Origin of the sequence: Patulibacter minatonensis DSM 18081, from assembly GCF_000519325.1 — a bacterium.
Classification (GTDB): Bacteria; Actinomycetota; Thermoleophilia; order Solirubrobacterales; family Solirubrobacteraceae; genus Patulibacter; species Patulibacter minatonensis.
On sequence record NZ_KI912613.1, the window covers coordinates 889,318 to 911,002 of the forward strand.

Genomic DNA, 21,685 nt, shown 5'->3' on the forward strand with positions numbered 1-21,685 from the left:
CGGGGTCGGGGCTACGCCGCAGCGGGGTCGATCAGAGCTTGCAGCTGGGGTCGGCCTGCGGCTGCGTCTCGGACGCGGGCACGGTGTTGATGACCTTCCAGCCGAGCCCGGAGCCCTGCTTCTCGACCTGTCCGAGGTAGGAGTCGCGCAGGATCTGGTGGTCGCCGGGGCGGATCGAGACCTGGCCGACGATCGAGTCGAAGCTCAGGCTGTCCAGCGCGGTCTTCACCTTGGCCGGGTCGACGCTCTTCGCCTTCTTCACGGCCTCGAACAGGGTCTGCGCGCCGAGGTAGGCGTCGGCCTGCACGTAGTACGGGTCCTTCCCGCCGTTCTTCGCCTTCCAGGCTGCGACGAACGCCCTGTTCTTCGCGTTGTCGAGCTGGTGGACGTAGCCGATGTTGTTGTAGAAGCCCTCGATCTTGTCGCCGAGCGCGTCGAACAGGGGCTCGGAGACCATGTTGAAGCCGAGGACGCTCTTCAGGCCCTGGAAGAGCTTGAACTGCGCGCCCTGGTTGACGAAGGCGACGCCGTCGGCGCCGAACTCGATCGCGAACACGCCGTCGGCGCCGCTGTTCTTGATCTTCGTGATGTACGAGCCGAACTCCGTGGTGTTCAGCGGCGCGTACTGCGTGAGGACGACCTGCTTGCCGGCCTGCTTGGCCGCGGCGGTGAAGATCTTGGCGGCGGTTCGGCCCGTCGCGTAGTCGACAGCCTGGATGGCCCACTTCGTGGCGGGGAGCTTCTCGAGCGACTTCGCGACCGCGTCGACGTCCATCGCCGTGTTCTGCACGGTGCGGTAGGCGTTGGCACTGCACTGCTTGCCGGTGAGGGCGTCGTCCTTGCCGAACGTGTTGAACGAGATCGCGTTCATGCTCGGCAGCTGCTGCTGGAGCGCGCCGTTCTCGGGCGAGGTGATGACGCCGGAGATGAACCGGGCGCCGCCCTGCGTCGCCTTGCGGGCCGCACGGACGGTGGCCGCCGGGGTGCCGTCGGTCTGGGAGGTGACGATCTCGACCTTGTGGCCGTCGACGCCGCCGTTCGCGTTGGCCTCGTCGGCCGCGAACTGCCAGGCCGTCGTCGAGTCCTTGCCGAAGACCGCGAGCGGGCCGCCGGACGGCGGGATCAGCGCGATCTTCAGCGGGGCGCCGTCGCCGCCGCTCCCGCCTGATCCGGAGTCGGAGCTCGACCCGCAGCCCGTCATCGCCCCGACCGCCATGAGCGGCACGGCGGCCGCCAGCAGCTTCTTGTGCATCTGTCGTTCTCTCCTCGATGGGTGGCCGGCACGTGGCTGTGCCGACCTCGTGGAGCGTCAGTCAACTCCTGTGACGCGGATCACGCATCGCCATTTCTGGGCCACTCGTACCCCCTAAAGAGTGCACTTTGCGCCATCTTCGTCCCCCTGACGGGGGATGCATGTCGTACACCGGGGTGTCGACCTGCTGTTCGCGCTGGCGGGTGGACACCCACAACGAGGTCGGCAAGGAACCTCCCACGCGGACGGCCCGCGTGCCTCGCGGTGCCGGCGGAGCCCGGACGGCCGGGTCGACGCCGCCGCATCGTCCCGCGCGGGACGATGACGGGCGATGGCCACGCCGACCCCGACCCCGCACCCGCACGGCATCACCGAGCTCCGGCTCCCGACGCCGTTCGCAGTCGGCGCGGTGAACCTGTGGCTGATCGAGGACGACCCGCTGACCCTCGTCGACACCGGGGCGAACACGGCGACGTCGTTCCTGGCCGTCGGCCGGATGCTCGAGGCGCTCGGGCACCGCACGGCCGACCTCGGACGGATCGTGCTGACCCATCACCACCCCGACCACGCAGGACTGGCCGGGCCCCTGGCGGAGGTCAGCGGTGCGGAGGTCGTCGCCTTCGAGGGGCTCGTGCCGTTCCTCGGGGACGCCGCCGCGTCGCAGCAGGCCGCGGACCGCTGGTGCCGGCGCTTCATGACGAGCGCCGGCGTCCCGCGGGCGGAGATCGACGGCTGGTGGTCGGCGCGCGTCGACTTCGCGGGCTACCTCTCCGACGCCGACGTCCGCGGCGTGGCGGACGGGGACTCGATCGCCTTCGCCGATCGGACCCTGACGGTCCACCACCGCCCGGGCCACTCGCGTTCCGACGTCGTGCTGCTCGACGCGGAGCGCGGCGTGCTCGTGGCCGGAGACCACCTCCTCGACGGTCGTCCGCCCGTCCCCACCGTCACCCCGCCGCTGCAGGGCGACCCTCCCGCGGGCCGGCACGCACCCGACGGGAGCCTGCCGCGCATCAGCGGGGCGCTCGAGATGCGGCGGTCGCTGCTCCTGGACCGCGAGCTCGACGCGGACGTCGCCATCACCGGCCACGGCCCGCCGGTCACGGACGTCGCGGCGAACGTCGCCCGGCGCCTGGCCGAGCAGGAGGACGAGGCCGCGCGGATCCTCGGGCTGCTGCGGGAGTCCGGACCGGCGACGGCCCACGACCTCGTCCGCCGGCAGCACCCGGGCCGCCGGGTCCACCCGTACTTCGTGCTGTGCGACACCGTCGCGTCGCTCGACCTGCTGGCGGACGACGGCGCCGTGGCGATCGCCGTCGACGACGGCGTCCTGCGCTACGCCGCCCGGTGAGCCCACCGCCCGGGGGCGGACGGCGGGACCCGGTCGGTCCGGTCAGCGGCCCTTCCAGACCGGGTCGCGCTTCTCCTTGAAGGCGGCGACGCCCTCCTGGATGTCCTCGGTCGAGAACGCGAGCGCGAGCTGCGAGCGCAGGTAGTCCCAGGCGTCCTCGAGCGGCATGTCGCCCTGGCGCCAGAGGGCGTCCTTGCCGATCTTCATCAGGAGCGGCGACTTGACGGCGAGCTTCTGTGCGAGCTCGGCCGTCCGCGCGTCGAGCTCGTCGTGCGGGACGACGCGGTTGACGACGCCGATCCGCTTGGCCTCCTCCGCGTCGAAGCGCTCGCCGAGCAGCATGAGCTCGGTGGCGGTCTTGCGCGGGAGGTTGCGGTAGAGCAGCGCCGCGATCATGAAGGGGAAGACGCCGACGTTGATCTCCGGCGTGCCGAAGACGGCCGCGTCGGACGAGATCACGAGGTCGCAGGCGAGGGTCAGCCCGAACGCGCCGGCCAGGCAATGACCGCCGATCTTCGCGACCACGGGCTTGCCGAGCTGCCCGATCAGCGTGAAGAGCTCGGGGAACAGCAGGATCGAGCGGTGCTTCTGCGTCAGCGGGACGTCGCTGGCGAAGCCGCCGAGGTTGCCGCCCGAGCTGAACGTCTTCGGGTGGGTGGACCCGAGGACGACGCAATGGACGTCCTCGTCGTCCTTCGCCGCGCGGAACGCCGCGATGATCGAGCCCATCAGCTCGTCCGACAGCGCGTTGCGCGTGTCGGGGGTGTCGAGGTCGATCGTGGCGACGCCGTCGGCGACCGCGTAGGCGACGCCGGCGAACTCGGTGGTGGTGCTCATGCGGGGTCCTTGTCGGGCTGGGGGACGGTGGTGGTCGTGGCGCGCGGGACGCTCACGCGCCGGCCTTCGCGGCCTCGGCGTCCCAGGCGCCCTCGAAGCCCTCCTTGCGGAGCTCGAACTTCTGCACCCGCTGGGTGGCGGTCTTCGGCAGGGCGTCGCGGATCAGGACGTAGCGCGGGACCATGAACTTCGCGAGCTGCTCGGCGCAGTGGTCGCGGATCGCGGCGGGGTCGATCGTGACGCCCTCGCGCGGGACGACGACGATCATGACCTCCTCCTCGCCGAGGTCGGACGGGACGCCGACGGCGGCGGACTCGGCGACGTCGTCGTGGAGGTTCGCGGCGCGCTCGACCTCGTAGGAGGAGATGTTCTCGCCGCGGCGTCGGATGACGTCCTTCATGCGGTCGAGGAAGACGAGGTAGCCGTCGTCGTCGCGGCGGCCGCGGTCGCCGGTGAGGAACCAGCCGTCGCGCATCGCCTTGGCCGTGGCCTCCTCGTTCTTCAGGTAGCCACGGAAGAGGATGTCGTCCTTCTTCGGGCGGACCACGATCTCGCCGGGCTCGCCGTCGGCGGCGCGGGTGCCGTCCTCGTGCTGGACGTCGACCTCCGCCCACGAGACGCCCTTGCCGAGCTTGCCCGGCTTGATGTCGTCCGGCGGCGACCCGAGGCAGAAGCACGCCGTCTCGGTCAGGCCGTAGATCTCGAGGATGTCGAGGCCGTACCGCGCCTCGAAGTCGCGCCACAGCTCCTTCGGCGCCGCGCCGCCGACGGCCAGTCGCAGCGTGTTCTGCGCGTCGTTCTCCTTGACGGGCTGCTTGTAGAGCATCGTCAGCATCGCGCCGATGTAGTTGAACACCGTCGCCTGGTGCTCGCGGATCTCGTCGAAGAACCGCGAGGCCGAGAAGCGCGGCGAGAGGATCAGCGGGCGACCGGAGACGATCGAGCCCATCACCGACAGCATCTGCGCGTTGACGTGGAACAGCGGCAGCGTCGTGTAGAGGACGTCGCCGGTGCCGACGCGCAGGAACTTCTGCGTGAACTCGATGCCGGCGGTCAGGTACGGCCGGTGGCCGTTCATGACGCCCTTCGGCAGCCCGGTCGTGCCCGACGTGTAGAGGATGGTGGCGAGGCCGGCCGGGTCGCCGGCGGCACCGGAGGCGGGGGTCCCGGCGGCGAGGACCTCCGCGGCGGTCCGCCCGTCGGCGTCGGCGACGCCGCGCGTCAGGCGCGTCTGCGGCCCGGCGTCCGCGGGCAGCGCCGCGGCGAGCGTGTCGGCCAGCGGCCCGTCGACGACGACGACCTTGGACTCGGAGTGCTCGAGGATGTACCGCAGGCCCTCGCCCTTCAGCCCCGTGTTGACGGGCACGAGCACGAACCCGCCGACCGCCGCGCCCATCCAGACGTCGAGCAGCTCCAGCGAGTTGGGCAGCACCGTCGCGACGCGGTCGCCCGGCTGCAGGCCCAGGCCCGCGAGCGCCCCGGCGGCCCGCTCGGCGCGGTCGACCATCCCGGCGTACGTCACGTCGGTGCCGTCGAAGTGCACGAACGTGTCGTCGGGGGTCAGCTCCGCGCGTGCGCGCAGGATGTCGGCGACCGTGCCGTTCCCGTCCTCACCGACGTACTTCACCGTCTGGCTCATCGCCCTGTCTCCTCCACCGTCTGCTGGTCGTCCTGCCGCGGCCGCGGTGCCGTCCCGCCGTCGGCGCCGGTGTGGCGCTCCGACGGCCGGACCGCCCGGGTCCCCGGTGTCCTGCCGGTCCGCGCACAGGGCGCAGGACCGTATGCAGCCTCACATCCGCGCGCGGGGCGTTCCTCGCCCCAACGGCGGATGATCGTCCCCCGGTCGGCGGTCGGGCGGCGCGCGGCCACGCCCACCCTCACCCGCCGGATTCCGCGCGCTGCAGCTCCTCGGCCCGCTCCGGGCCGGCGATCTCGAGCAGCGCGCGGCGCCGGGCGTCGTCGGTCAGGCCTGCGAGGGAGCGGGCGCCGTGCTCGGTCACGACCCAGTCGACGTCGCTGCGGGACGTCGAGACCGGGCCCTGGAGCGTGGTCGTGATCCGCTTCCCGGGCAGCGCGACGATCGGGCGGCCGCCGGTGACGGCGGCGGCGCGCAGGAAGTCGACCTGGCCGCCGACCGCGCCGATCCGCTTCGGACCGATCGATTCGGCGTTCGCCTGGCCGGTGAGGTCGATCTCGACGACCCCGTTGACCGCGACGAGCGGGCCGACGGTCGACAGCCGCGCGGCGTCGTGGGTGCGCGACACGGGCTCGAAGACGACGTCGGTCCGGCCGTCCAGCGCGTCGAAGAGCCGCTGGGTGCCGAGGGCCGCGCCGGTGACCGTGACGCCCGCGTCGGTCGGCTTGCGCGCGTTGGTCACGACGCCCGCCTCGATGAGGTCGAGCACGCCGTCGGAGATCATCCCCGAGTGGACGCCGAGGTCGCGGTGGCCGGACAGCGCGCTCATGATCGCCTCCGGCAGCGCGCCGACGCCGAGCTGGAGCGTGTCGCCGTCGGAGACGAGCTCCGCGACGTGAGCGGCGATCGCGAGGTCGACCTCGCGCGGGGCGCCGGACGGGGCCTCGAGCAGCGGCCGCGAGGTGCGGACGTAGGCGTCGATGTCGTCCCACGCGATCGACGCGCCGGCGGTGCGCGGGCAGCGGTCGTTGACCTCCGCGACGATCGCGCGGGCGTGGCGCAGCGCGTCGCCCAGGTAGTCGGCGCCGACGCCGAGGCTGCAGCGACCGTCCGCGTCGGGCGGAGCGACCTGGACGAGCGCGACGTCACCGGGGAGCGCCTTCGCCGCGAACAGGCGCGGCAGCGCCGAGAAGTGGCAGGGCACGGGGCGCAGGCCGGGGACCTTCCCGAGCCGGCCGAGCGCCCCGTACGAGTAGACCTCGACGTCGTCCGCGATCTGCGGCCCGAGGTCGCGCCAGCTCAGGCCGACGAAGACCTTCAGGGGCGCGAGCGCGTCCGAGCTCGCGAGCAGCCGGTCGACGAGCGGCGTGGGCTCGGCGCACGCCTGGCTCCACACGACGCCGTCCCCGGGCCGGATCGGCCCGAGGTCGGTCCCGTCGGCGGAGAGCTCGACCGGCTCGCGCACTCAGACCCGCTGGATGATCGTGCCGGTGCCGAGGCCGCCGCCGCAGCACATCGTCACGAGGCCGAGCTCCTGGTCGGTGCGCTCGAGCTCGTGCAGGAGCGTCGCGAACAGGCGCGTGCCGGTCTCGCCGACGGGGTGGCCGAGGGCCATCGCGCCGCCGTTGACGTTCGTCTTCCCGAGGTCGGCCTTCAGCTCCTTCTCCCACGCGAGGACGACGGACGCGAACGCCTCGTTGACCTCCATCAGGTCGAAGTCGCCGATCGTGAGACCCGTGCGGCTGAGCAGCTTGCGGGTCGCCGGGATCGGGCCGGTCAGCATGATGATCGGGTCGACGCCGACGGTCGTCTGGTCGACGACGCGGGCGCGCGGGGCGAGCCCGTACTTCTCGGCGGCGGCCCGGCTGGCGACGAGCACCGCGGACGCGCCGTCGGAGAGCTGCGACGAGTGGCCGGCGGTGATCCTGCCGTTCTCGGGACGGAAGGGCGTCTTCAGCTTCGCGAGCCCCTCGACGCTGGTGTCCGGCCGGATGCCCTGATCGGTCGCGGCGGGACCGTGGGGCGTCTCGAGGACGACGATCTCCTTCGTGAAGCGCCCCTCCTCCGTCGCCTGGTGGGCGCGACGGTGGGACTCGACGGCGAGGTCGTCCATCGCGGAGCGCGAGATCTCCCAGCGGTCGGCGATGAGCTCGGCGCTCTCGCCCTGGCCGACGAACGCATAGCGGTCCTTCAGCTCCTGCGGCCACGGGTCGCCGTAGAGCTTCTGGACCTCGAGCGGCGACCCGATCGGCACGTGCTGCATGTGCTCGACGCCGCCGGCGATCACGAGGTCGTGGCTGCCGGATGCGACGAGGCCCGCGGCGTACGCGACGGCCGACTGGGCCGAGCCGCAGCGCCGGTCGATCGTGATCGCGGGGACCTCGGCGGGGTACCCCGCCTGCAGCCACGCGTTGCGGGCGATGTTGCGGCCCTGCTCGCCGAACGGGGCGGTGCAGCCGACGATGATGTCCTCGATGTCGCCGGCCGGGATGCCGGTGCGCTCGAGGAGCTCGGTGTAGCAGGCGCCGAGGAGGACGTTCGGGTGCGTGTCCCGGAAGATCCCCTTCTCGGCGTGGGAGCGGCCGATCGCCGTGCGGGTGGCCTCGACGACCAGGGCCTCGCGGCCGTTCTCGAGGAACGGGCTCGTCACGTCCGCCATCAGATCACGGTCCCGCCGTCGACGGTCACGACCTGACCGGTGATGTACGCCGCGTCGTCGGAGGCCAGGAACGCGTACGTCCCGGCGACCTCGGCCGGCTCGGCCCAGCGCCCGAGCGGGATGCGCTCGAGCTGCTTCTCCGCGAACTTCGGGTTCGTGCGGACGGTCTCCGTCATCGCGGTCGCCGCCAGCGGGGCGACGGCGTTGGCGGTGATCGACTTGCGCGCGAGCTCCTTGGCCAGCGACTTCGTCAGGCCGATCAGGCCGGCCTTCGCCGCGGCGTAGTTCGCCTGCCCGATCGTGCCGACGAGCCCGGCGGCCGACGTCGTCGTGAGGATCCGGCCGGTGCCGTCCTCCGGCAGGTGCGGGAGCGCGGCCTGCGTGACGCGGTAGGTGCCGGTGAGGTGGACGTCCAGCACGGACTGGAAGGCCTCCTCCTCCATCTTCTTGAACATGGCCGGGCGGCTGTTGCCCGCGATGTTCACGACGATGTGGATGTGGTCGCCGAGCTTCGCGGCCTCGGCCACGGCGGCGGCGACCTGCGCGGTGTCGGCCACGTCGGCACCGATGCCGACGGCGCCCTCCAGCTTCGACGCGACCGCCTTGGCGGCGGCCTCGTCGCGGTCGACGACGGCGACGAGCGCGCCCTCCTCGGCCAGGCGCATGGCGACGGCGGCGCCGATGCCGGCGCCCGCTCCGGTGACGAGCGCGACGCGCCCCTTCAGGCCCCGCACCTCAGTAGCTCCGCGGGAGGCCGAGGACGTGCTCGGCGACGTAGTTGAGCACCATCTCCTGCGGCAGCGGCGCGATCTTCAGGAGGCGGGCCTCCTTGTAGTACCGCTCCACGTGGTACTCGCGGGCGTAGCCGAAGCCACCGTGCGTCTGGATCGCGCGGTCCGCGGCCTCGGTCCCGGCCTCCGAGCAGAGGAACTTCGCGGAGTTCGCGTAGAGGGCGGCGTCCTTCGCGCCCGCGTCGTAGGCCCACGAGGCGCGGCGCAGGACGAGCTCGGCGGCGTCGAGCCGCATCCGCGAGTCGGCCAGCGGGAACGCGACGCCCTGGTTCTTGCCGATCGGCCGCCCGAAGACGACGCGGTCCTTCGCGTACTGCGTGGCGCGGCGCAGGGCGGCGCGCCCGAGCCCGAGCGCCTCCGCGGCGATCAGGATGCGCTCCGGGTTCAGGCCGTCGAGCAGGTACTTGAAGCCCTGGTCCTGCTCGCCGACGAGATCCTCGACCGGGATCTGCAGGTCGTCGATGTAGAGCTCGTTGGAGTCGACGGCCTCGCGGCCCATCTTCGGGATCGTGCGGATCTCGATCTGGTCGCTCTTGACGTCCGTGAGGAAGAGCGACATCCCGTCGGTCTTCTTCGTGCAGTCCTCGAGCTTCTTCGTGCGCGTCAGCAGCAGGACCTTGTCCGAGTGGACGGCCTTGGAGATCCAGACCTTGCGGCCGTTGACGGTGTAGTGCTTGCCGTCGTCGTTGAGCTTCGCGAACGTCTTCGTGGCCGTCGTGTCGAGGCCGGCGTCGGGCTCCGTCACGCCGAAGCAGACGTGCATGCTGCCGTCGACGATCTTCGGCAGCAGGCGCTGCTTCATCTCCGGCGACCCGTGCTTGATCACGGGGTGCATGCCGAAGATCATGCCGTGGATCGTGGAGGCGCCGTTCATGCCGGCGCCGGAGGCCGCGATCTCCTCGAGCAGGATCGAGGCCTCGGTGATGCCGAGACCCGAGCCGCCCTGCTCCTCCGGCACGCAGATGCCGAGCCAGCCGGCGTCCGCGATCGCCTTGTAGAAGTCGAACGGGAACTCGTGCTTGCTGTCCTTCTCGAGCCAGTACTCGTCGTCGAACGGCGCGACGAGCTCGCGCACGGCGGCGCGGATGGTCTCCTGCTCTTCGGTCAGTGCGAAATCCATGGTCTCTCCCGTGCTCCCACGATGTGAACGATCGTTAGCGCGACTGTATCCGATCGCCGCGCGCCCTGGGAGGTACGCGGCAGGCCCCGGGGACGGACGTTGCAGGAACGCACAACGCCCGACCCCGGTGAACCATCGTTCGCGCTGGCTCAGCCCTGTGCGGCGAGCGTCTTCCCGAGCGCGAGCAGGTTCTCGCGCGTCTCCTGCTCCTCGTCCGCCGAGAGCTTGAAGCTCGGCGGGTAGATGATCAGGTGGTCCAGCACGCCGTCGTAGCGGCGCAGCTTCTCGGTGACCTCGGCGGCCGTGCCCGACAGCGTCATCGCGTCGACCATGTCGTCGGTCACCGCGGCGAGCATCGCGTCGTGGTCGCCCTCCGCGAACGCCGCGCGGATCGCCTGCGCCTCGGCCTGGAAGCCGTTGACCTCGAGGACGTAGTCGTACGTCTTCGGGGCCGAGTAGAACGCGAGCTGGCCCTTCGCGCGGCGGCGGGCCTCCTCCGGGTCGTCGTGCACCGACGTGATGACGACGGTCGAGAGCTCGACGTCGTCGGGCGAGCGGTCCCGCTTGGCCGCGCCCTTCGCGATCTCGGGATGGACGATCTCCTGGAGGTACTTCACCGAGAACAGCGGGTGGCCGAGGAAGCCGTCGGACACCCGCCCGGCGGTCTCGACCATCCGCGGGTTCACGCCCGCCGTCCAGACCGGGATGTCGGTCCGCAGCGGCACGCCGACGTCGGCGGTCGCCTTGAGCTTCAGGTGGTAGAAGCGGCCGTCGTGGTCGACGTTGGCCTCGTGCAGCTTCCAGAGCTTGCGCAGGAGCGGGATCAGCTCCTCCAGGCGCGTCGCCGGCCCGGACGGGTCGACGCCGTGCCAGTCCTCCATCATCCGGCGCGTCCCGGTGCCGAGGCCGAGGACCAGGCGGCCGTCGGAGATCTCGTCGAGGTCGCGCGCCTCGGCGGCGAGCACGACCGGCGAGCGGCCGACGGCGTAGGCGATGCCCGACCCGACGCGGAGCGACGACGTCTCGTGCGCCATCGACGCGAGCGTGATCGTCGCGGAGCGGTTGTAGAACTCGGACGTCCAGGCGGTGCCGAAGCCGTTGTCCTCGGCGATCTTCGCGGAGGCGGCGACGGACCGGACGTTGCCGGCGAGCAGGGAGAGGCCCAGCGTGGGCTTGGCGGCGGTCACTTGCCGAACTCCGGCCGGCGCCGCTCGACGAAGGCCTTCAGGCCCTCCTTCGCCTCGCCGTCGCGGAAGAGGGTGTTCTCCTCGTCCGCCTCGTAGGCGATGCCCTCGGGCAGCGGCAGGTCGAACGCCGCGTCGACGCAGCGGACGGCGGCCTCGAGCGCGGGCCGCGAGGAGCGCGACAGCGTCTTCGCGATCTCGAGCGCGGTGTCGAGCGGGTCGCCGTCGACGAGCCGGTCGGCGAGGCCGATCCGCACGGCCTCCTCGGCCGGCACCTGGCGGGCGGTCAGGATGATGTCGAGCGCGCGGCCGCGACCGACGAGCCGCGGCAGGCGCTGCGTGCCGCCGGCGCCGGGGATCAGGCCGATCTTGACCTCGGGCAGGCCGAACTGGGCCTGCGGTCCGGCGACGCGGAGCGCGCATGCCATCGCCAGCTCGCAGCCGCCGCCGAGGGCCAGGCCGTCGACGGCGGCGATCGCGATGCGGGACGGGTCGGCGATGCGGTCGAGCCCGCCGCGCAGCGCGTCGCCGTAGCCCTCGAAGCCGGCTTGGTCGGTGTCGACCATGAACTTGATGTCCGCGCCGGCGGCGAAGAAGCCCTCGATCTCGGAGGCGAAGATCAGGACCTTGCCCGGGGCGTCGCGGTCGGCCACGTCGAGGGCCTCGCCGATCCCCTCGATGATCGGGAAGCCGAGCGCGTTGGCCGGCGGGCGCTTCAGCGTGATCACGAAGGCGTGCTCCGTGTCCTCCCAGTGGACGACCTTCTCGGCGGTCTGTTCAGTCATGCCTCGTGCTCCTCGTCTTCGGTGGCGCGGGCGGACGGCCCTGCGGCGTGCGGTCTTCGATGGGCAAGGTGGTGGTGGCTCAGCGGGCGGCGTAGCGCGGCGGGCCGTCGTCGGTGGTCGTCGTCGCCGCGCCCTCGTCGACGAGCTGGTCGAGCGTGCCGAGCACGTCGCAGAGCCCGAAGAACGGGTGCGACCGGCCGTTCGGGGCGACCCGGAGCCGGAGCTCGCCGGCGCTGCCGGGCCCGCGGGCGACGAGCTCGGCCAGGAGGCGCTCTGCGGCGGCGTCGTGCTCGGCGAGGCGCCGGTCGACGTTCGCGACGATGTCGGGCACGACGTCGCCGTGGCCGGTGAGCGCGACCGCGGCACCGAGCCCGCGCGTGCGACGGAGCGACGCCCGGAGGTCGAGCAGCGCGCTGCCGCGGGCCGTGACGCTGCGCTCGCCGGCGATCGCGGCGGGGGACGCCGGGTCGGGCAGGCCGAGCGGCGCGGCTCCCGGCAGCGGCGGATGGATCACCGGCACGGGCGGGTGGCCGTCGAGCAGGTGGTCGCCGACGAGCAGCGTCCCGCGCTCGCGGTCGTGGAGCACGAGGTCCGACGGGGAGTGGCCGGGCCGGTGGTGGACGTGGAGCGTCCGGCCGGCGAACTCGAGGACGTCGCCGTCGGCGACCGTGCGGACGTCGGGCGCCTCCGACGCGAAGCCCCGGGTGTCGGGGCGGGCGGCCCACCAGCCGAGGACGGTGTCCTCGGACGTGCCGTGGTGGCGCATCAGATCGCGGTCGAAGCGCTCCTCGCGCAGGGCGGACGCGGGCCCGTCCGCGAGGTACGCGTCCATCCCGGTGAAGCCCACGACCTCGGCGCCGCTGATCGCGGCGAGGGGTCCGGCGAGGCCCATGTGGTCGAGGTGCTGGTGCGTGACGACGATGCGGCCGACGTCCGCGAGCCCGTGGCCGCGCTCGGCCAGGAGGGACCGGAGCTGCAGCAGCGTCGTCCCGGTGTTCGCGCCGGTGTCGACGAGCGTCAGCGGATCGTCCTCGATCAGCCAGACGTTCACCGGGCCGACGAGGAACGGGGTGTCGACCCGGAGCAGGCCGATCCCCTCGGCCACCGGGGGATCGGTCGACGCCGCAGATCGGGAGGGACGTGGGCTCACGTGCATGGAAGGCGGGGAGGCGGCCCTCCCGGGTGCCCCGGGCCTCGCCGCAGTCCGACGCGGCACCGGCCCGAGACGCCCGGGGTGGGGCCCGGCCCGGTTCGTCAGCCGGCCATCGTCAGGCCGCCGGAGACCGACAGCGTCTGCCCGGTGACGTACCCGGCGGCGTCGCTGGCGAAGTACGTGACGGCGCCGGCGATCTCCTCCGGCTTGCCGAGGCGCTTCATCGGCACGCCCTTGACCATCGCGCCGAGGACGGCCTCGGCGTTCTCGGCGGCCTCGACGGTCTCGCGCAGCATCGGCGTGTCGGTCGGGCCGGGGCAGACCGTGTTGGCCGTGATGCCCTTGCGTGCGTTCTCGCGGGCCAGGGTCTTGGTGAACCCGATCAGCCCGGCCTTGGCGCCGGAGTAGGTCGACTCCAGCGAGGAGCCGACGCGGCCGGCGTCGGAGCCGATGTTGATGACGCGGCCCCACTTCTGCTCCAGCAGGGTCGGCAGCGCGGCGTGGATCACGCGCAGCGGACCGTGGAAGTTGATGTCGACGACCCGCTGGCGGAAGGCCTCGTCGTGCGCGGTGAACGGCTTGAGGTCGTCCCAGCCGGCGGCGTTGACGACGATGCCGACGGGGCCGAGCTTCTCGTTCGTCTCCGCGATCGCGGCGATCACGGACGCCTCGTCGGTGACGTCGAGCTGGACGGCCAGGGCGGTGCCGCCGGCGGCCTCGATCGCCTTCACGACGTCGGCCGCGAGCTCCGTGCGCAGGTCGGCGACCGCCACCTTGTGTCCGGCCTTCGCCAGGTCGATCGCGATGGCCTCGCCGATGCCGCGGGCACCACCGGTGACGAACGCGGTCCGAGTCTCTCCGTTGCTCATGGCGCCACCCTACACAAACCGTGAACGATCGTTTACGTCCGTCCGGTGCCCCTTGGAGCGATCGCCAGCGGGGGGCCACCGGACGACCGTCGAGCGTCCCCGCCGACCGTCCGTCCACGCGCACACCTGGTCCGACGACCCGGGCCGATCTCCGGGCGGTGCCCCCCACGCCCCCCACCTCCGACCGGCCCGCGGGGACCGACGCCGGACACACGCTGGTCGAGGTGCTCGTCGTCAGCGCCGTCCTGGCCGGGGTGGTCGTCGCGATCCTGAACGTCCTGGACACCGCCGCCCGGACCGTGCCGCGCGACGTCGAGTGGACGCACGCGGTCGCGGAGAGCCGGACGGGGCTGCACCGGATGGTGCGGGAGCTGCGGCAGGCGTCGGTGATCAACGGCGCAACCCCCAACCGGATCGACTTCGAGACCACGATCGACGGGGTGACGCGCCGGGTCATGTACGCCTGCGACGTGGCAGGGACGAGCGGGGACCTGCGCCGCTGCGTCCGACTGGAGGCCGCGGCGGGCGCGGTGCTGCCGGGGCTCAGCACCGGAGAGACGGTGGTCGACCGGCTCCGCAACGGGACGGCGGCCGACCCGTCCTTCGCGTTCACGCCCGACGCGATCGCGCCGCGCTACGTGACCGCCCGCCTCCTGGTCCCGTCGACCGGGATGCGCCGCGACGACGGCCGCGGCCACGACGTGGTCCTCGAGGACGGCGCGGAGCTGCGCAATCAGGACCTCGGACGATGAGGAGGTCGCGCGAGCAGGGCTTCACGCTGGTGGAGACGCTCGTCGCGATCACCGTGCTGGCCGTCGGGATGCTCGCCACGGCGACGGTCTACGACGGCTCCCGGGGACTGACCGGCGTCGCGGAGCGCACGTCGGTGATGGCGCACCGCGCGCAGGCGGAGATCGAGCGGATCCAGGCGCTGGGGTGGTCGCACGTCGCGCTGTCGGGCACGCCCGTGCCGTCGACGGACCCCGCGGATCCCGCGTCGATGCTCGCGGGCGGCTCGCCGCCGCGCCTGCGTCCGGACCGCCGCGCGCCGGCGGCCACGGAGCCGCTGGTGATCGACACCACCGACGGCGGCGTGTCCCCGACCTCGCGCACCTGGAGCGACGGGCGCCTGACCGGCCGCGTCTGGTCGTGGGTCTCATGGCGCGAGGACCCCCGCTGCGGGGCGGGGTGCACGGCGGCGCGCGGCGGCAGGCGGGTCACGGTGGTGGTGACGGTCGACGGCACCGGGCACGGCCGAGGGCCGCTCGTCACCTCGGTCGTGCTCACCGACCCGAACGCGGCGCCGGCCGGCGCGATGGCGAACGGGGCCCGCAACCCGCTGAGCGACCCGGCGACCGTCTGCGTCTCGGCGTCCGGCGCCGACGTCCCGTGCAGCCGGTCGATCGGGACGGGCAGCGCGACGAGCTGGTTCCTCTACGACACGCCGGCGAAGTCCGGCGACGAGCGCATCGCCGTCACCGCCGACCACGCCCTGCACCAGACGGTCCTGGGGACGGGCCTCTGCACGCTCGTCGCGCTCCTCGGCTGTCCGGTGCCCGACCTGATGGGCGACGAGCCGCCGCCGTCGGGCACGACCGTCCCGCCGCTCCTGGACCGGTCGTCCGGCACCACCGGCTCGGAGGCGAGCGGCGGACGGGTCCTGCGCGTCGCCGACACGAGTTGCGCCACCACGCCGACCGCGGACAACGCGCGGAGCGCCCGGTGGGTCACCCCGGCCCAGCCGTCGGGCGAGACCCTGACGGGCGAGGGCGGGATGACGCTCTACACGCGGACCCGCACCGGCGTGGCCGCCCGGGTCGTCCTCTGTCTCCAGCTGGCCGTCGCGCCCGGACCGGTCGGCGACCTCCTGACCCTGCCGCCGACGGTGCTGGCGACCGTCACCTACGAGCTGTCCGCCTGGCCGGCGGTGATGACCCCGGTCTCGTTCTCGTTCTCCGTCCCCGGCGCCGACCTCGTCGTCGCCGCCGGGAAGCGGGTCGCCGTCCGTGTCTGGCTGGCCGCGTCGTCGGCGTCCGACGTCGTCATCGCCTACGACCACCCGTCGATCCAGTCCGTCCTCCAGCTCAACGTCCGATGACCCGCGACCGGCACGACGACCGCGGGTCCGCCCTGATCGCGGCGATCGGCTCGCTGCTCGTGATGTCGCTGCTCGCCGGCCTGGCGCTGCAGGCCGCGACCGGCGCCTCGTCGTCGGCGACCGCGGACGCCCGGCGGCAGCAGGCGCTGCAGGCTGCCGAGGCGGGACTCCAGACCGCGGCGTTCCGCCTGAACATGCTCCAGCCGGGCGCGGACCGCTGCATCGCGGCGGCGGTCGAGGTCCCCGTGGGCGGCCTCTGCGGCGCGTCGCCGGCGGAGGCCCTCGGCAACGGAGCGTCGTTCTCGTACCGCACGACGCCGGCGCTCGCGGGCAGCGCCTCCTGCGCCGGGCTGACCGTCCGCGCCCAGACCGCGCTCCAGCAGCGGTGCATCACCGCGACCGGGACCGTCGACGGCGTCGTCCGGCGCACCCAGGCGCGGGTCGCGGCCTACGCGTCGACCCCGCTGTTCCCGGTCGCCGGCCTGCTCGGCCTCAGGTCGGTCGACCTCACCGGCAACGTCCAGATCCCGGACAGCACCGCAGCCACCAACGGCGTCCTGACCGTCACCGGCAACGTCGAGACCGCCGGCACCGTGCTCGGTCCGGCCGGATCGACGCGCCCGACCGGGAACGTGTCGATCACGCCCGTCGTCCGGCGGACCGCCGCGGAGGGGCCGTTCGTCCTCGCGCCGGTCGCCCCCGGCGCGTCGGCGACGAGCAACGACAACGGTCGGATCGCGAACGGCCTGCGGACGCCCCCGGTCGCCCCGTACGACGCGGTCTCATCGGGCTCGGGCCTGACCTACGATGCGGCGACCCGGGCGCTGCGCGCGGTGGGCAACGCGACGCTCACGCTCGGCGGCGGGATCTACAACTTCTGCAGCGTCTCGATCACCGGCAACTTCACCCTCGTGATCGCGGCGGGCGCCAAGGTCTCGATCTACGTCGACTCGCCCGACGACCCGAACTCCGGCTGCCCCGCCGGCTCGGGCGGCTTCGCGGTCACCGGCAACTTCTCCTCCGGATCGGCGGGCAGCGACCCGACCGCGCTGCAGCTCTACGTCTACGGCACGAACGACGGCCAGGGACGGGTCGCGATCACCGGCAACTCGGCGCTGCGCGCGGCGATCTACGCGCCGCAGTCGACCGTGGCGATCACCGGCAACGCGAAGGTCGTCGGAGGGGTCGCCGCCGGCGCGGTCACGATGACCGGCAACGGCTTCCAGTGGGACGGACGCGCCGGCGCGCTCCAGGCCGGCAGCACCGGGCTCTGGTATCGCACCGCGTGGCGGGAGTGCCCGGACACCGGGGCCTGCTGAGCGGGGCGTTCGGGTGCCCGGACGCCGGGGCCGGGAAGCAGGACGACCGGGCACGGCCCGGGATACGGCGCGTCCCCGCCAGGCGCGCGCCGACGCGCCACCGCGCGGCGGACGGCGTCGCGACCCGCCGATCGGCCCGACCCGGCACCGCGACGTGCCCCGGCGTGCGATCCTCGGTACATGCTGACGTCGCTGGTCGCGCACCCCACGGTCCTCGCGCTGGCCGGCCGCGGCTCGAGCGGCTTCAGCGGCGGCCGCTCGAGCGGCGGGGGCTTCAGCGGCGGCGGGAGCGGCCGCGGCTACGGCGGCGGCGGGTTCTTCTTCATCGGCGGCGGCTCCGGTGGCGCGATCATCCTCGTGATCATCGTCGTCGCGGTGATCCTGTTCTACGTCGTGCCCCGCATCCTCAAGGCGGCCGACAAGGGCGCGACGGCCCAGAAGAAGCGGGCGACCGCACGGGAGCGCGAGGCCCGCGAGGCCGCGATCCTCCCCGCCGCGCTGGAGGCCGCCATGGAGGACTCGGCCTTCGACCCCGACGACATCCGCGCCGCCGCCTCGGGCCTCGTGATCGACACGCAGGAGGCCTGGGACACCCGCGACCGCGAGCGCCTGAAGCACCTGGTCGGCCCCGACCTCCTGCGCGAGTGGACCCGCCGCCTGGACGACTTCGACCGCCGCGGGTGGCACGCACACGCCGGCGTCAGCGAGGCCCCGATCGTGAAGATCGTGGGCATCACCAACCGCGAGGGCGAGGACGAGGACCAGGTCGTCGTCCACATCAAGGCCCGCGCGCAGAGCTGGGTCGAGACCCGCCGCGGCGAGACGCTCTACGAGGACGGCGCGTCGGGGCCCGAGGTCACGCTCTCGCAGTACTGGACCCTCGGCCGCCGCGAGGGCCGCTGGATCCTCGTCTCGATCGAGGAGGAGGGCGAGGGCGACCACAACCTGAGCGCCCCGGTCCTCGCCCGTCCGGACGCCGACCCGCTGCTGTCGGACCGCGTCCGCACCGAGATGGCCGCCGCCGACACCGCGGGCGACGCCGTCGCGGTCGCCGAGCTCGTCCCGGCGGAGATGAGCGACGACGCCCGCACCGTCGCGATGGACCTCTCGCTCGTCGACGACCGCTTCAGCCCCGACGTCCTCACCGCCGCCGTCCGTGCCGCGGTCGGCGCGTGGACGACCGCGATCGACGGCAGCGACGACCAGCTCGAGCGCCTCGCCACCCCCGACGCCGTGCAGCGCCTCCTCTACGGCGGCGACGACAAGATCCGCACCGTCGTCCGCGGCCCGCGGATCGACGAGGTCGTCATCGACCGCGTCGACGGCTCCACGGCGCCGCCGCGGATCGAGGTGTCGGTGCGGCACCACGCCCGCTGGTACCGCGAGGACCGCGACACCCAGGCCGTCGTGGAGGGCTCCCGCACCAAGGAGGTCGCCCGCGCCGAGCGCTGGACCTTCCGCCTGGACGACGACGCCGAGCGGCCCTGGCTGCTCGTCGGCGTCTGAGCGACGCAGAGGCCGGGTCGCGGGGCGGCGGGGACGGGCCGGCGGGGCGGTCAGTTCCGGTCGGATACCGACCATCCCTGACCGCGGCACCACCGCCGCACGGCCGCGGCCCGCAGCACGGTCAGTTCCGGTCGCATACCGACCATCCCTGACCGCGACACCACCGCCGCACGGCCGCGGCCCGCAGCACGGTCAGTTCCGGTCGCATACCGACCATCCCTGACCGCGACGCCACCCGCCGCCGCGACTCCGACGACCGGCCCGCGGGCCCCGCCGCCGCCGGTCAGCCCGGCGGGGCCGGTGCGGTCGTCGTCGTGCCGGTCGGCGACGCGGGGGCGCCCCGCACCTCGACGAGCTGCTTCTCGCCCGTCGAGACGCGCCAGTCGGAGTCGATCTTCCCGCCGACGGTGTCCTGGTTGGCCTGCGTGTCCTCGTCGAGCGCCGCGCCGGACAGCCGGACGAGGTCGAACGTCAGGGCCGGGTTGTCGCCGCGGCGGGCGCTGACGCGCGCGCGGTCCGCGGACTGCGACAGCACGTCGAAGGTGAGGTCCGTCGTCGCGCGGCCGGCGTCGTCGGTGGAGACGTAGGGGCCGGGCATCGAGCTGACCGACGCGTTCAGCGCCTGCCGGCAGGAGCCCGCGAGCCCGTCGGCGAGCCGGTCGCGCGCCGCCTGGGTCAGCAGCGAGCACGCGCGCTGGCCGTTGGCCTGCGAGATCGACGCGTTCAGGAGCTGCGCGACGGCCGAGCGCGGATCGTCGGGCCCGAACTTGCCGGCCTGCCCGCAGCCGACCGCGCCGAGGGCGGCCGCGACGGCCAGCGCGAGGCCGGACGCCCGGAGCGCACCGCGACTCACGCGAGGAACTCCAGGATCTCGCCGACGGGACGCCGGTCGGGGACGCGGACGTCCTGCCGGAGCGGCCCCAGGTGGATCAGGCCGAGCGCGGCCTCGTCGTCGCCGAGGCCGGCGGCGGCCCGCCCGGCGGGGTCGAGCAGCACCGCGGGCGTGCGCCAGTAGCCGGCGAGCCCCCGGGCGTGGGCGGCCAGCAGCAGGCCGTAGACCGCGGCGGCCGCGGCGTCGCGGTCCTCCTCCGCGACCCGCGGGTCGGGGTCGACGACGACGGACGCGACGATCAGCGTGGGCGCCCGGTCGAGCTTCTTCGCGGCGTCGGCGGGGCCCGCCGCCTTCAGGGCGGCGAGGGTCTCCGGCCCGACGACCCGGAACCGCCACGGCTCGGTGAGGTGGTGATTCGGGGCCCAGGCGGCCAGCTCGACGAGCTCGGTGACGACCTCCGCGGGCACGGGCTCCGTGCCGTAGGCCTTGTGCGTGCGGCGCGTGCGCAGCGCCTCCTCGAGCCCGAGGGGCGGCGTGCTCACGCAGCGCCGTCCTCGTCCTCGCCGTCGTCGGCGTAGAGCGACTCGCGGGCCAGCTCGTTGCCCTTCGCGTCGAGCACGGCGATCTCGAGCGTGTCGCCGAAGTAGTCGTCGGGCGCCAGGAGGGTGAAGCGGTCGTCGCGGATGTCGCAGCGGTCGACGATCGTGCCGTCGAGCTCGGCGATCGCGGAGGCGGCCTTCGCCACCAGCGGGCGCCCCCACACGAGGGTCATCGCGGCGGTGTCGCCGTTGCCGCGCCAGGAGCCCACGACCTCCTCGCAGAGGTCGATCTTCCAGTCCGCGTTGTCCTCGGCGAGCTCGCCGGTGACCTGAGCGTCGCCCTCGAACTGCGTCGGCTCGCTGCCGTCCGCGTCCGCGGGGATGAAGCGCGTGAATCCGTAGGCCTCGAGGCCGGTGCTGGTGCGCGTGGTGATCGGGATGAACGTGCGCCCGTGCCAGGTGCGGTCGGGGTAGAACGCGAGCTCGCCGGGCTCGCCGATCCCGTCGGCCTCCGACTCCTCCTCGGGGTCGGGCTCGAGGCCGTCGACGGCCTCGAGGAACGCCGTCCCGAGGCGCTCGGCGAAGCGGCCGTACGGCGCCGGGTCCTGCGGCGGCTCGGCGGCGAAGCGGGGCAGGAAGCGCTCGAGATCCGGCATGCCGCGGAGTGTAAGGGGCCGCCGGTCCGCGCCGCCGAACCGGGCGGCACGGCGCTCTGCGGGTTCCCGGTGCGCCGTCGCGATCCGGACCCGGGACGCACCGGGCGGGGCCCGCACCCCGCCCGTCAGGCGTCGGCGACGATCTCCTCGACCGGGCGCTCGTCCGCGCGGTCCCGTCGGCGGGCGCCGGGCTCGGGGACCGGGACGGCCTGCAGCAGGGCCTTCGTGTACTCGTGCTGCGGGTCCTTGTAGAGCGTGTCCGAGTCCGCCAGCTCGAGGATCCGGCCCGCGTACATCACCGCGACGCGGTCGCACATGTACCGGACCACCGAGAGGTCGTGCGCGATGAACAGGAGCGACAGCCCGAGGTCGCGCTGGAGCCGGCGCAGCAGGTTCAGCACCTGCGCCTGGATCGAGACGTCGAGCGCGGAGACCGGCTCGTCGGCGATCAGCAGCTTCGGCTCGAGCGCGAGGGCGCGGGCGATCCCGATGCGCTGCCGCTGGCCACCGGAGAACTCGTGCGGCAGGCGGTTGTAGTGCTCGGGGTTCAGGCCGACGAGGTCCATCAGCTCCTGCACGCGCCTCTGCCGCGCCTTGGCGTCCTTCGCGATGCCGTGGACGAGGAGCGGCTCGCCGATCGCCCCGCCGACCGTGTGCCGGGGGTTCAGCGACGAGTACGGGTCCTGGAAGACCATCTGCACGTCGCGCCGGAACGGCAGCAGCGCCTTGCGCTTCAGCGTCGCCACGTCCTGCCCCTCGAAGCGGATCGCGCCGGACGTCGGCTCCTCGAGCCGGCAGATCATCCGGGCGGTCGTCGACTTGCCGCAGCCGGACTCGCCGACCAGGCCGAACGTCTCGCCGCGGCGGACGTCGAAGTCGATCCCGTCGACCGCGTGGACCGCGTCCTTGCCGAGGACGTTCCCGCCGAAGGTCTTGCGGAGGTCGCGGACCTCGAGGATCACGTCGGCGTCCGACGGCGGCGGGCGGCGGGGCGGCGGCAGCTCGGCGGCGGGGGGCGGGGCCGGCACCTCGTCGACCGGCACCGTCGCACCGTCGCCGGGGGCCGGGGCCGGGGCCGGGGCCGGGACGTCAGACTGC

The 21,685-nt window shown here is 73.5% G+C and carries 20 protein-coding genes; 5 read left to right on the forward strand and 15 right to left on the reverse strand.

Annotated features, from left to right (window positions below; translation table 11 throughout):
• Window positions 1–31: 31 nt before the first annotated feature.
• The gene (locus PATMI_RS0104110; RefSeq protein ID WP_026909956.1) at window positions 32–1,252 is read right to left on the reverse strand and encodes an ABC transporter substrate-binding protein; all 1,221 of its coding nucleotides are present in this window, start codon (window positions 1,250–1,252) and stop codon (window positions 32–34) included.
• A gap of 331 nt (window positions 1,253–1,583) precedes the next feature.
• On the opposite strand from PATMI_RS0104110, the gene PATMI_RS0104115 reads away from it, so the two are divergent.
• Window positions 1,584–2,603, forward strand: a complete 1,020-nt coding sequence (locus tag PATMI_RS0104115) for an MBL fold metallo-hydrolase (protein WP_026909957.1) — start codon at window positions 1,584–1,586, stop codon at window positions 2,601–2,603.
• A 42-nt stretch (window positions 2,604–2,645) separates the two neighbouring features.
• On the opposite strand, the gene PATMI_RS0104120 is transcribed toward PATMI_RS0104115, so the two are convergent.
• The 10 genes from PATMI_RS0104120 to PATMI_RS0104165 form a co-directional block, all read right to left on the reverse strand.
• Window positions 2,646–3,440, reverse strand: a complete 795-nt coding sequence (locus tag PATMI_RS0104120; protein ID WP_026909958.1) for an enoyl-CoA hydratase/isomerase family protein — start codon at window positions 3,438–3,440, stop codon at window positions 2,646–2,648.
• 52 nt (window positions 3,441–3,492) lie between these two features.
• A complete protein-coding gene (locus PATMI_RS0104125) occupies window positions 3,493–5,079 on the reverse strand; it encodes an AMP-binding protein (protein ID WP_051471033.1) in 1,587 nt (528 codons plus the stop codon).
• A 238-nt stretch (window positions 5,080–5,317) separates the two neighbouring features.
• Window positions 5,318–6,541 (reverse strand): acetyl-CoA hydrolase/transferase family protein, encoded by a 1,224-nt coding sequence (locus tag PATMI_RS0104130; protein WP_051471034.1) that lies wholly within the window; start codon window positions 6,539–6,541, stop codon window positions 5,318–5,320.
• Window positions 6,542–7,735: a thiolase family protein gene (locus tag PATMI_RS0104135; protein WP_026909961.1), complete on the reverse strand. Its 1,194-nt coding sequence runs from the start codon at window positions 7,733–7,735 to the stop codon at window positions 6,542–6,544.
• The gene (locus PATMI_RS0104140; RefSeq protein ID WP_026909962.1) at window positions 7,735–8,469 is read right to left on the reverse strand and encodes an SDR family NAD(P)-dependent oxidoreductase; all 735 of its coding nucleotides are present in this window, start codon (window positions 8,467–8,469) and stop codon (window positions 7,735–7,737) included. Before PATMI_RS0104140 ends, PATMI_RS0104135 begins: the two co-directional genes overlap by 1 nt.
• Before the next feature lies 1 nt (window position 8,470).
• Window positions 8,471–9,646 (reverse strand): acyl-CoA dehydrogenase family protein, encoded by a 1,176-nt coding sequence (locus PATMI_RS0104145; RefSeq protein ID WP_026909963.1) that lies wholly within the window; start codon window positions 9,644–9,646, stop codon window positions 8,471–8,473.
• Window positions 9,647–9,795: 149 nt separating this feature from the next.
• Window positions 9,796–10,833: an LLM class flavin-dependent oxidoreductase gene (locus tag PATMI_RS0104150; RefSeq protein WP_157260609.1), complete on the reverse strand. Its 1,038-nt coding sequence runs from the start codon at window positions 10,831–10,833 to the stop codon at window positions 9,796–9,798.
• Window positions 10,830–11,615 (reverse strand): enoyl-CoA hydratase/isomerase family protein, encoded by a 786-nt coding sequence (locus PATMI_RS0104155; protein ID WP_026909965.1) that lies wholly within the window; start codon window positions 11,613–11,615, stop codon window positions 10,830–10,832. The genes PATMI_RS0104150 and PATMI_RS0104155 overlap by 4 nt, the downstream gene beginning before the upstream one ends.
• 79 nt (window positions 11,616–11,694) lie before the next feature.
• A complete protein-coding gene (locus PATMI_RS0104160; protein ID WP_026909966.1) occupies window positions 11,695–12,720 on the reverse strand; it encodes an MBL fold metallo-hydrolase in 1,026 nt (341 codons plus the stop codon).
• A 149-nt stretch (window positions 12,721–12,869) separates the two neighbouring features.
• The gene (locus tag PATMI_RS0104165; protein WP_026909967.1) at window positions 12,870–13,637 is read right to left on the reverse strand and encodes an SDR family NAD(P)-dependent oxidoreductase; all 768 of its coding nucleotides are present in this window, start codon (window positions 13,635–13,637) and stop codon (window positions 12,870–12,872) included.
• A 158-nt stretch (window positions 13,638–13,795) separates the two neighbouring features.
• On the opposite strand from PATMI_RS0104165, the gene PATMI_RS0104170 reads away from it, so the two are divergent.
• The 4 genes from PATMI_RS0104170 to PATMI_RS37810 all read left to right on the forward strand — a co-directional run bounded on the left by PATMI_RS0104170 (window position 13,796) and on the right by PATMI_RS37810 (window position 18,560).
• The gene (locus PATMI_RS0104170; protein WP_026909968.1) at window positions 13,796–14,389 is read left to right on the forward strand and encodes a PulJ/GspJ family protein; all 594 of its coding nucleotides are present in this window, start codon (window positions 13,796–13,798) and stop codon (window positions 14,387–14,389) included.
• Complete coding sequence (locus PATMI_RS36440) at window positions 14,386–15,735, forward strand: prepilin-type N-terminal cleavage/methylation domain-containing protein (protein ID WP_157260610.1); 1,350 nt, start codon at window positions 14,386–14,388, stop codon at window positions 15,733–15,735. The genes PATMI_RS0104170 and PATMI_RS36440 overlap by 4 nt, the downstream gene beginning before the upstream one ends.
• Complete coding sequence (locus PATMI_RS0104180; protein WP_026909970.1) at window positions 15,732–17,054, forward strand: DUF7305 domain-containing protein; 1,323 nt, start codon at window positions 15,732–15,734, stop codon at window positions 17,052–17,054. The genes PATMI_RS36440 and PATMI_RS0104180 overlap by 4 nt, the downstream gene beginning before the upstream one ends.
• A 180-nt stretch (window positions 17,055–17,234) precedes the next feature.
• Window positions 17,235–18,560: a TIM44-like domain-containing protein gene (locus PATMI_RS37810; protein ID WP_026909971.1), complete on the forward strand. Its 1,326-nt coding sequence runs from the start codon at window positions 17,235–17,237 to the stop codon at window positions 18,558–18,560.
• A gap of 283 nt (window positions 18,561–18,843) precedes the next feature.
• Here PATMI_RS37810 and PATMI_RS0104190 read toward each other — a convergent pair whose 3' ends face one another.
• The 4 genes from PATMI_RS0104190 to PATMI_RS27275 form a co-directional block, all read right to left on the reverse strand.
• Window positions 18,844–19,413, reverse strand: coding sequence for a hypothetical protein (locus PATMI_RS0104190; RefSeq protein ID WP_026909972.1), 570 nt, complete (start codon window positions 19,411–19,413; stop codon window positions 18,844–18,846).
• On the reverse strand, window positions 19,410–19,934 hold the full coding sequence (locus PATMI_RS37210) for a nitroreductase family protein (protein WP_051471035.1): 525 nt from the start codon (window positions 19,932–19,934) through the stop codon (window positions 19,410–19,412). Before PATMI_RS37210 ends, PATMI_RS0104190 begins: the two co-directional genes overlap by 4 nt.
• Complete coding sequence (locus tag PATMI_RS37215; protein WP_026909973.1) at window positions 19,931–20,587, reverse strand: hypothetical protein; 657 nt, start codon at window positions 20,585–20,587, stop codon at window positions 19,931–19,933. Before PATMI_RS37215 ends, PATMI_RS37210 begins: the two co-directional genes overlap by 4 nt.
• A gap of 125 nt (window positions 20,588–20,712) precedes the next feature.
• Window positions 20,713–21,685: ABC transporter ATP-binding protein (locus tag PATMI_RS27275; protein ID WP_342673036.1), on the reverse strand; the 973-nt coding region annotated here is incomplete at its 5' end.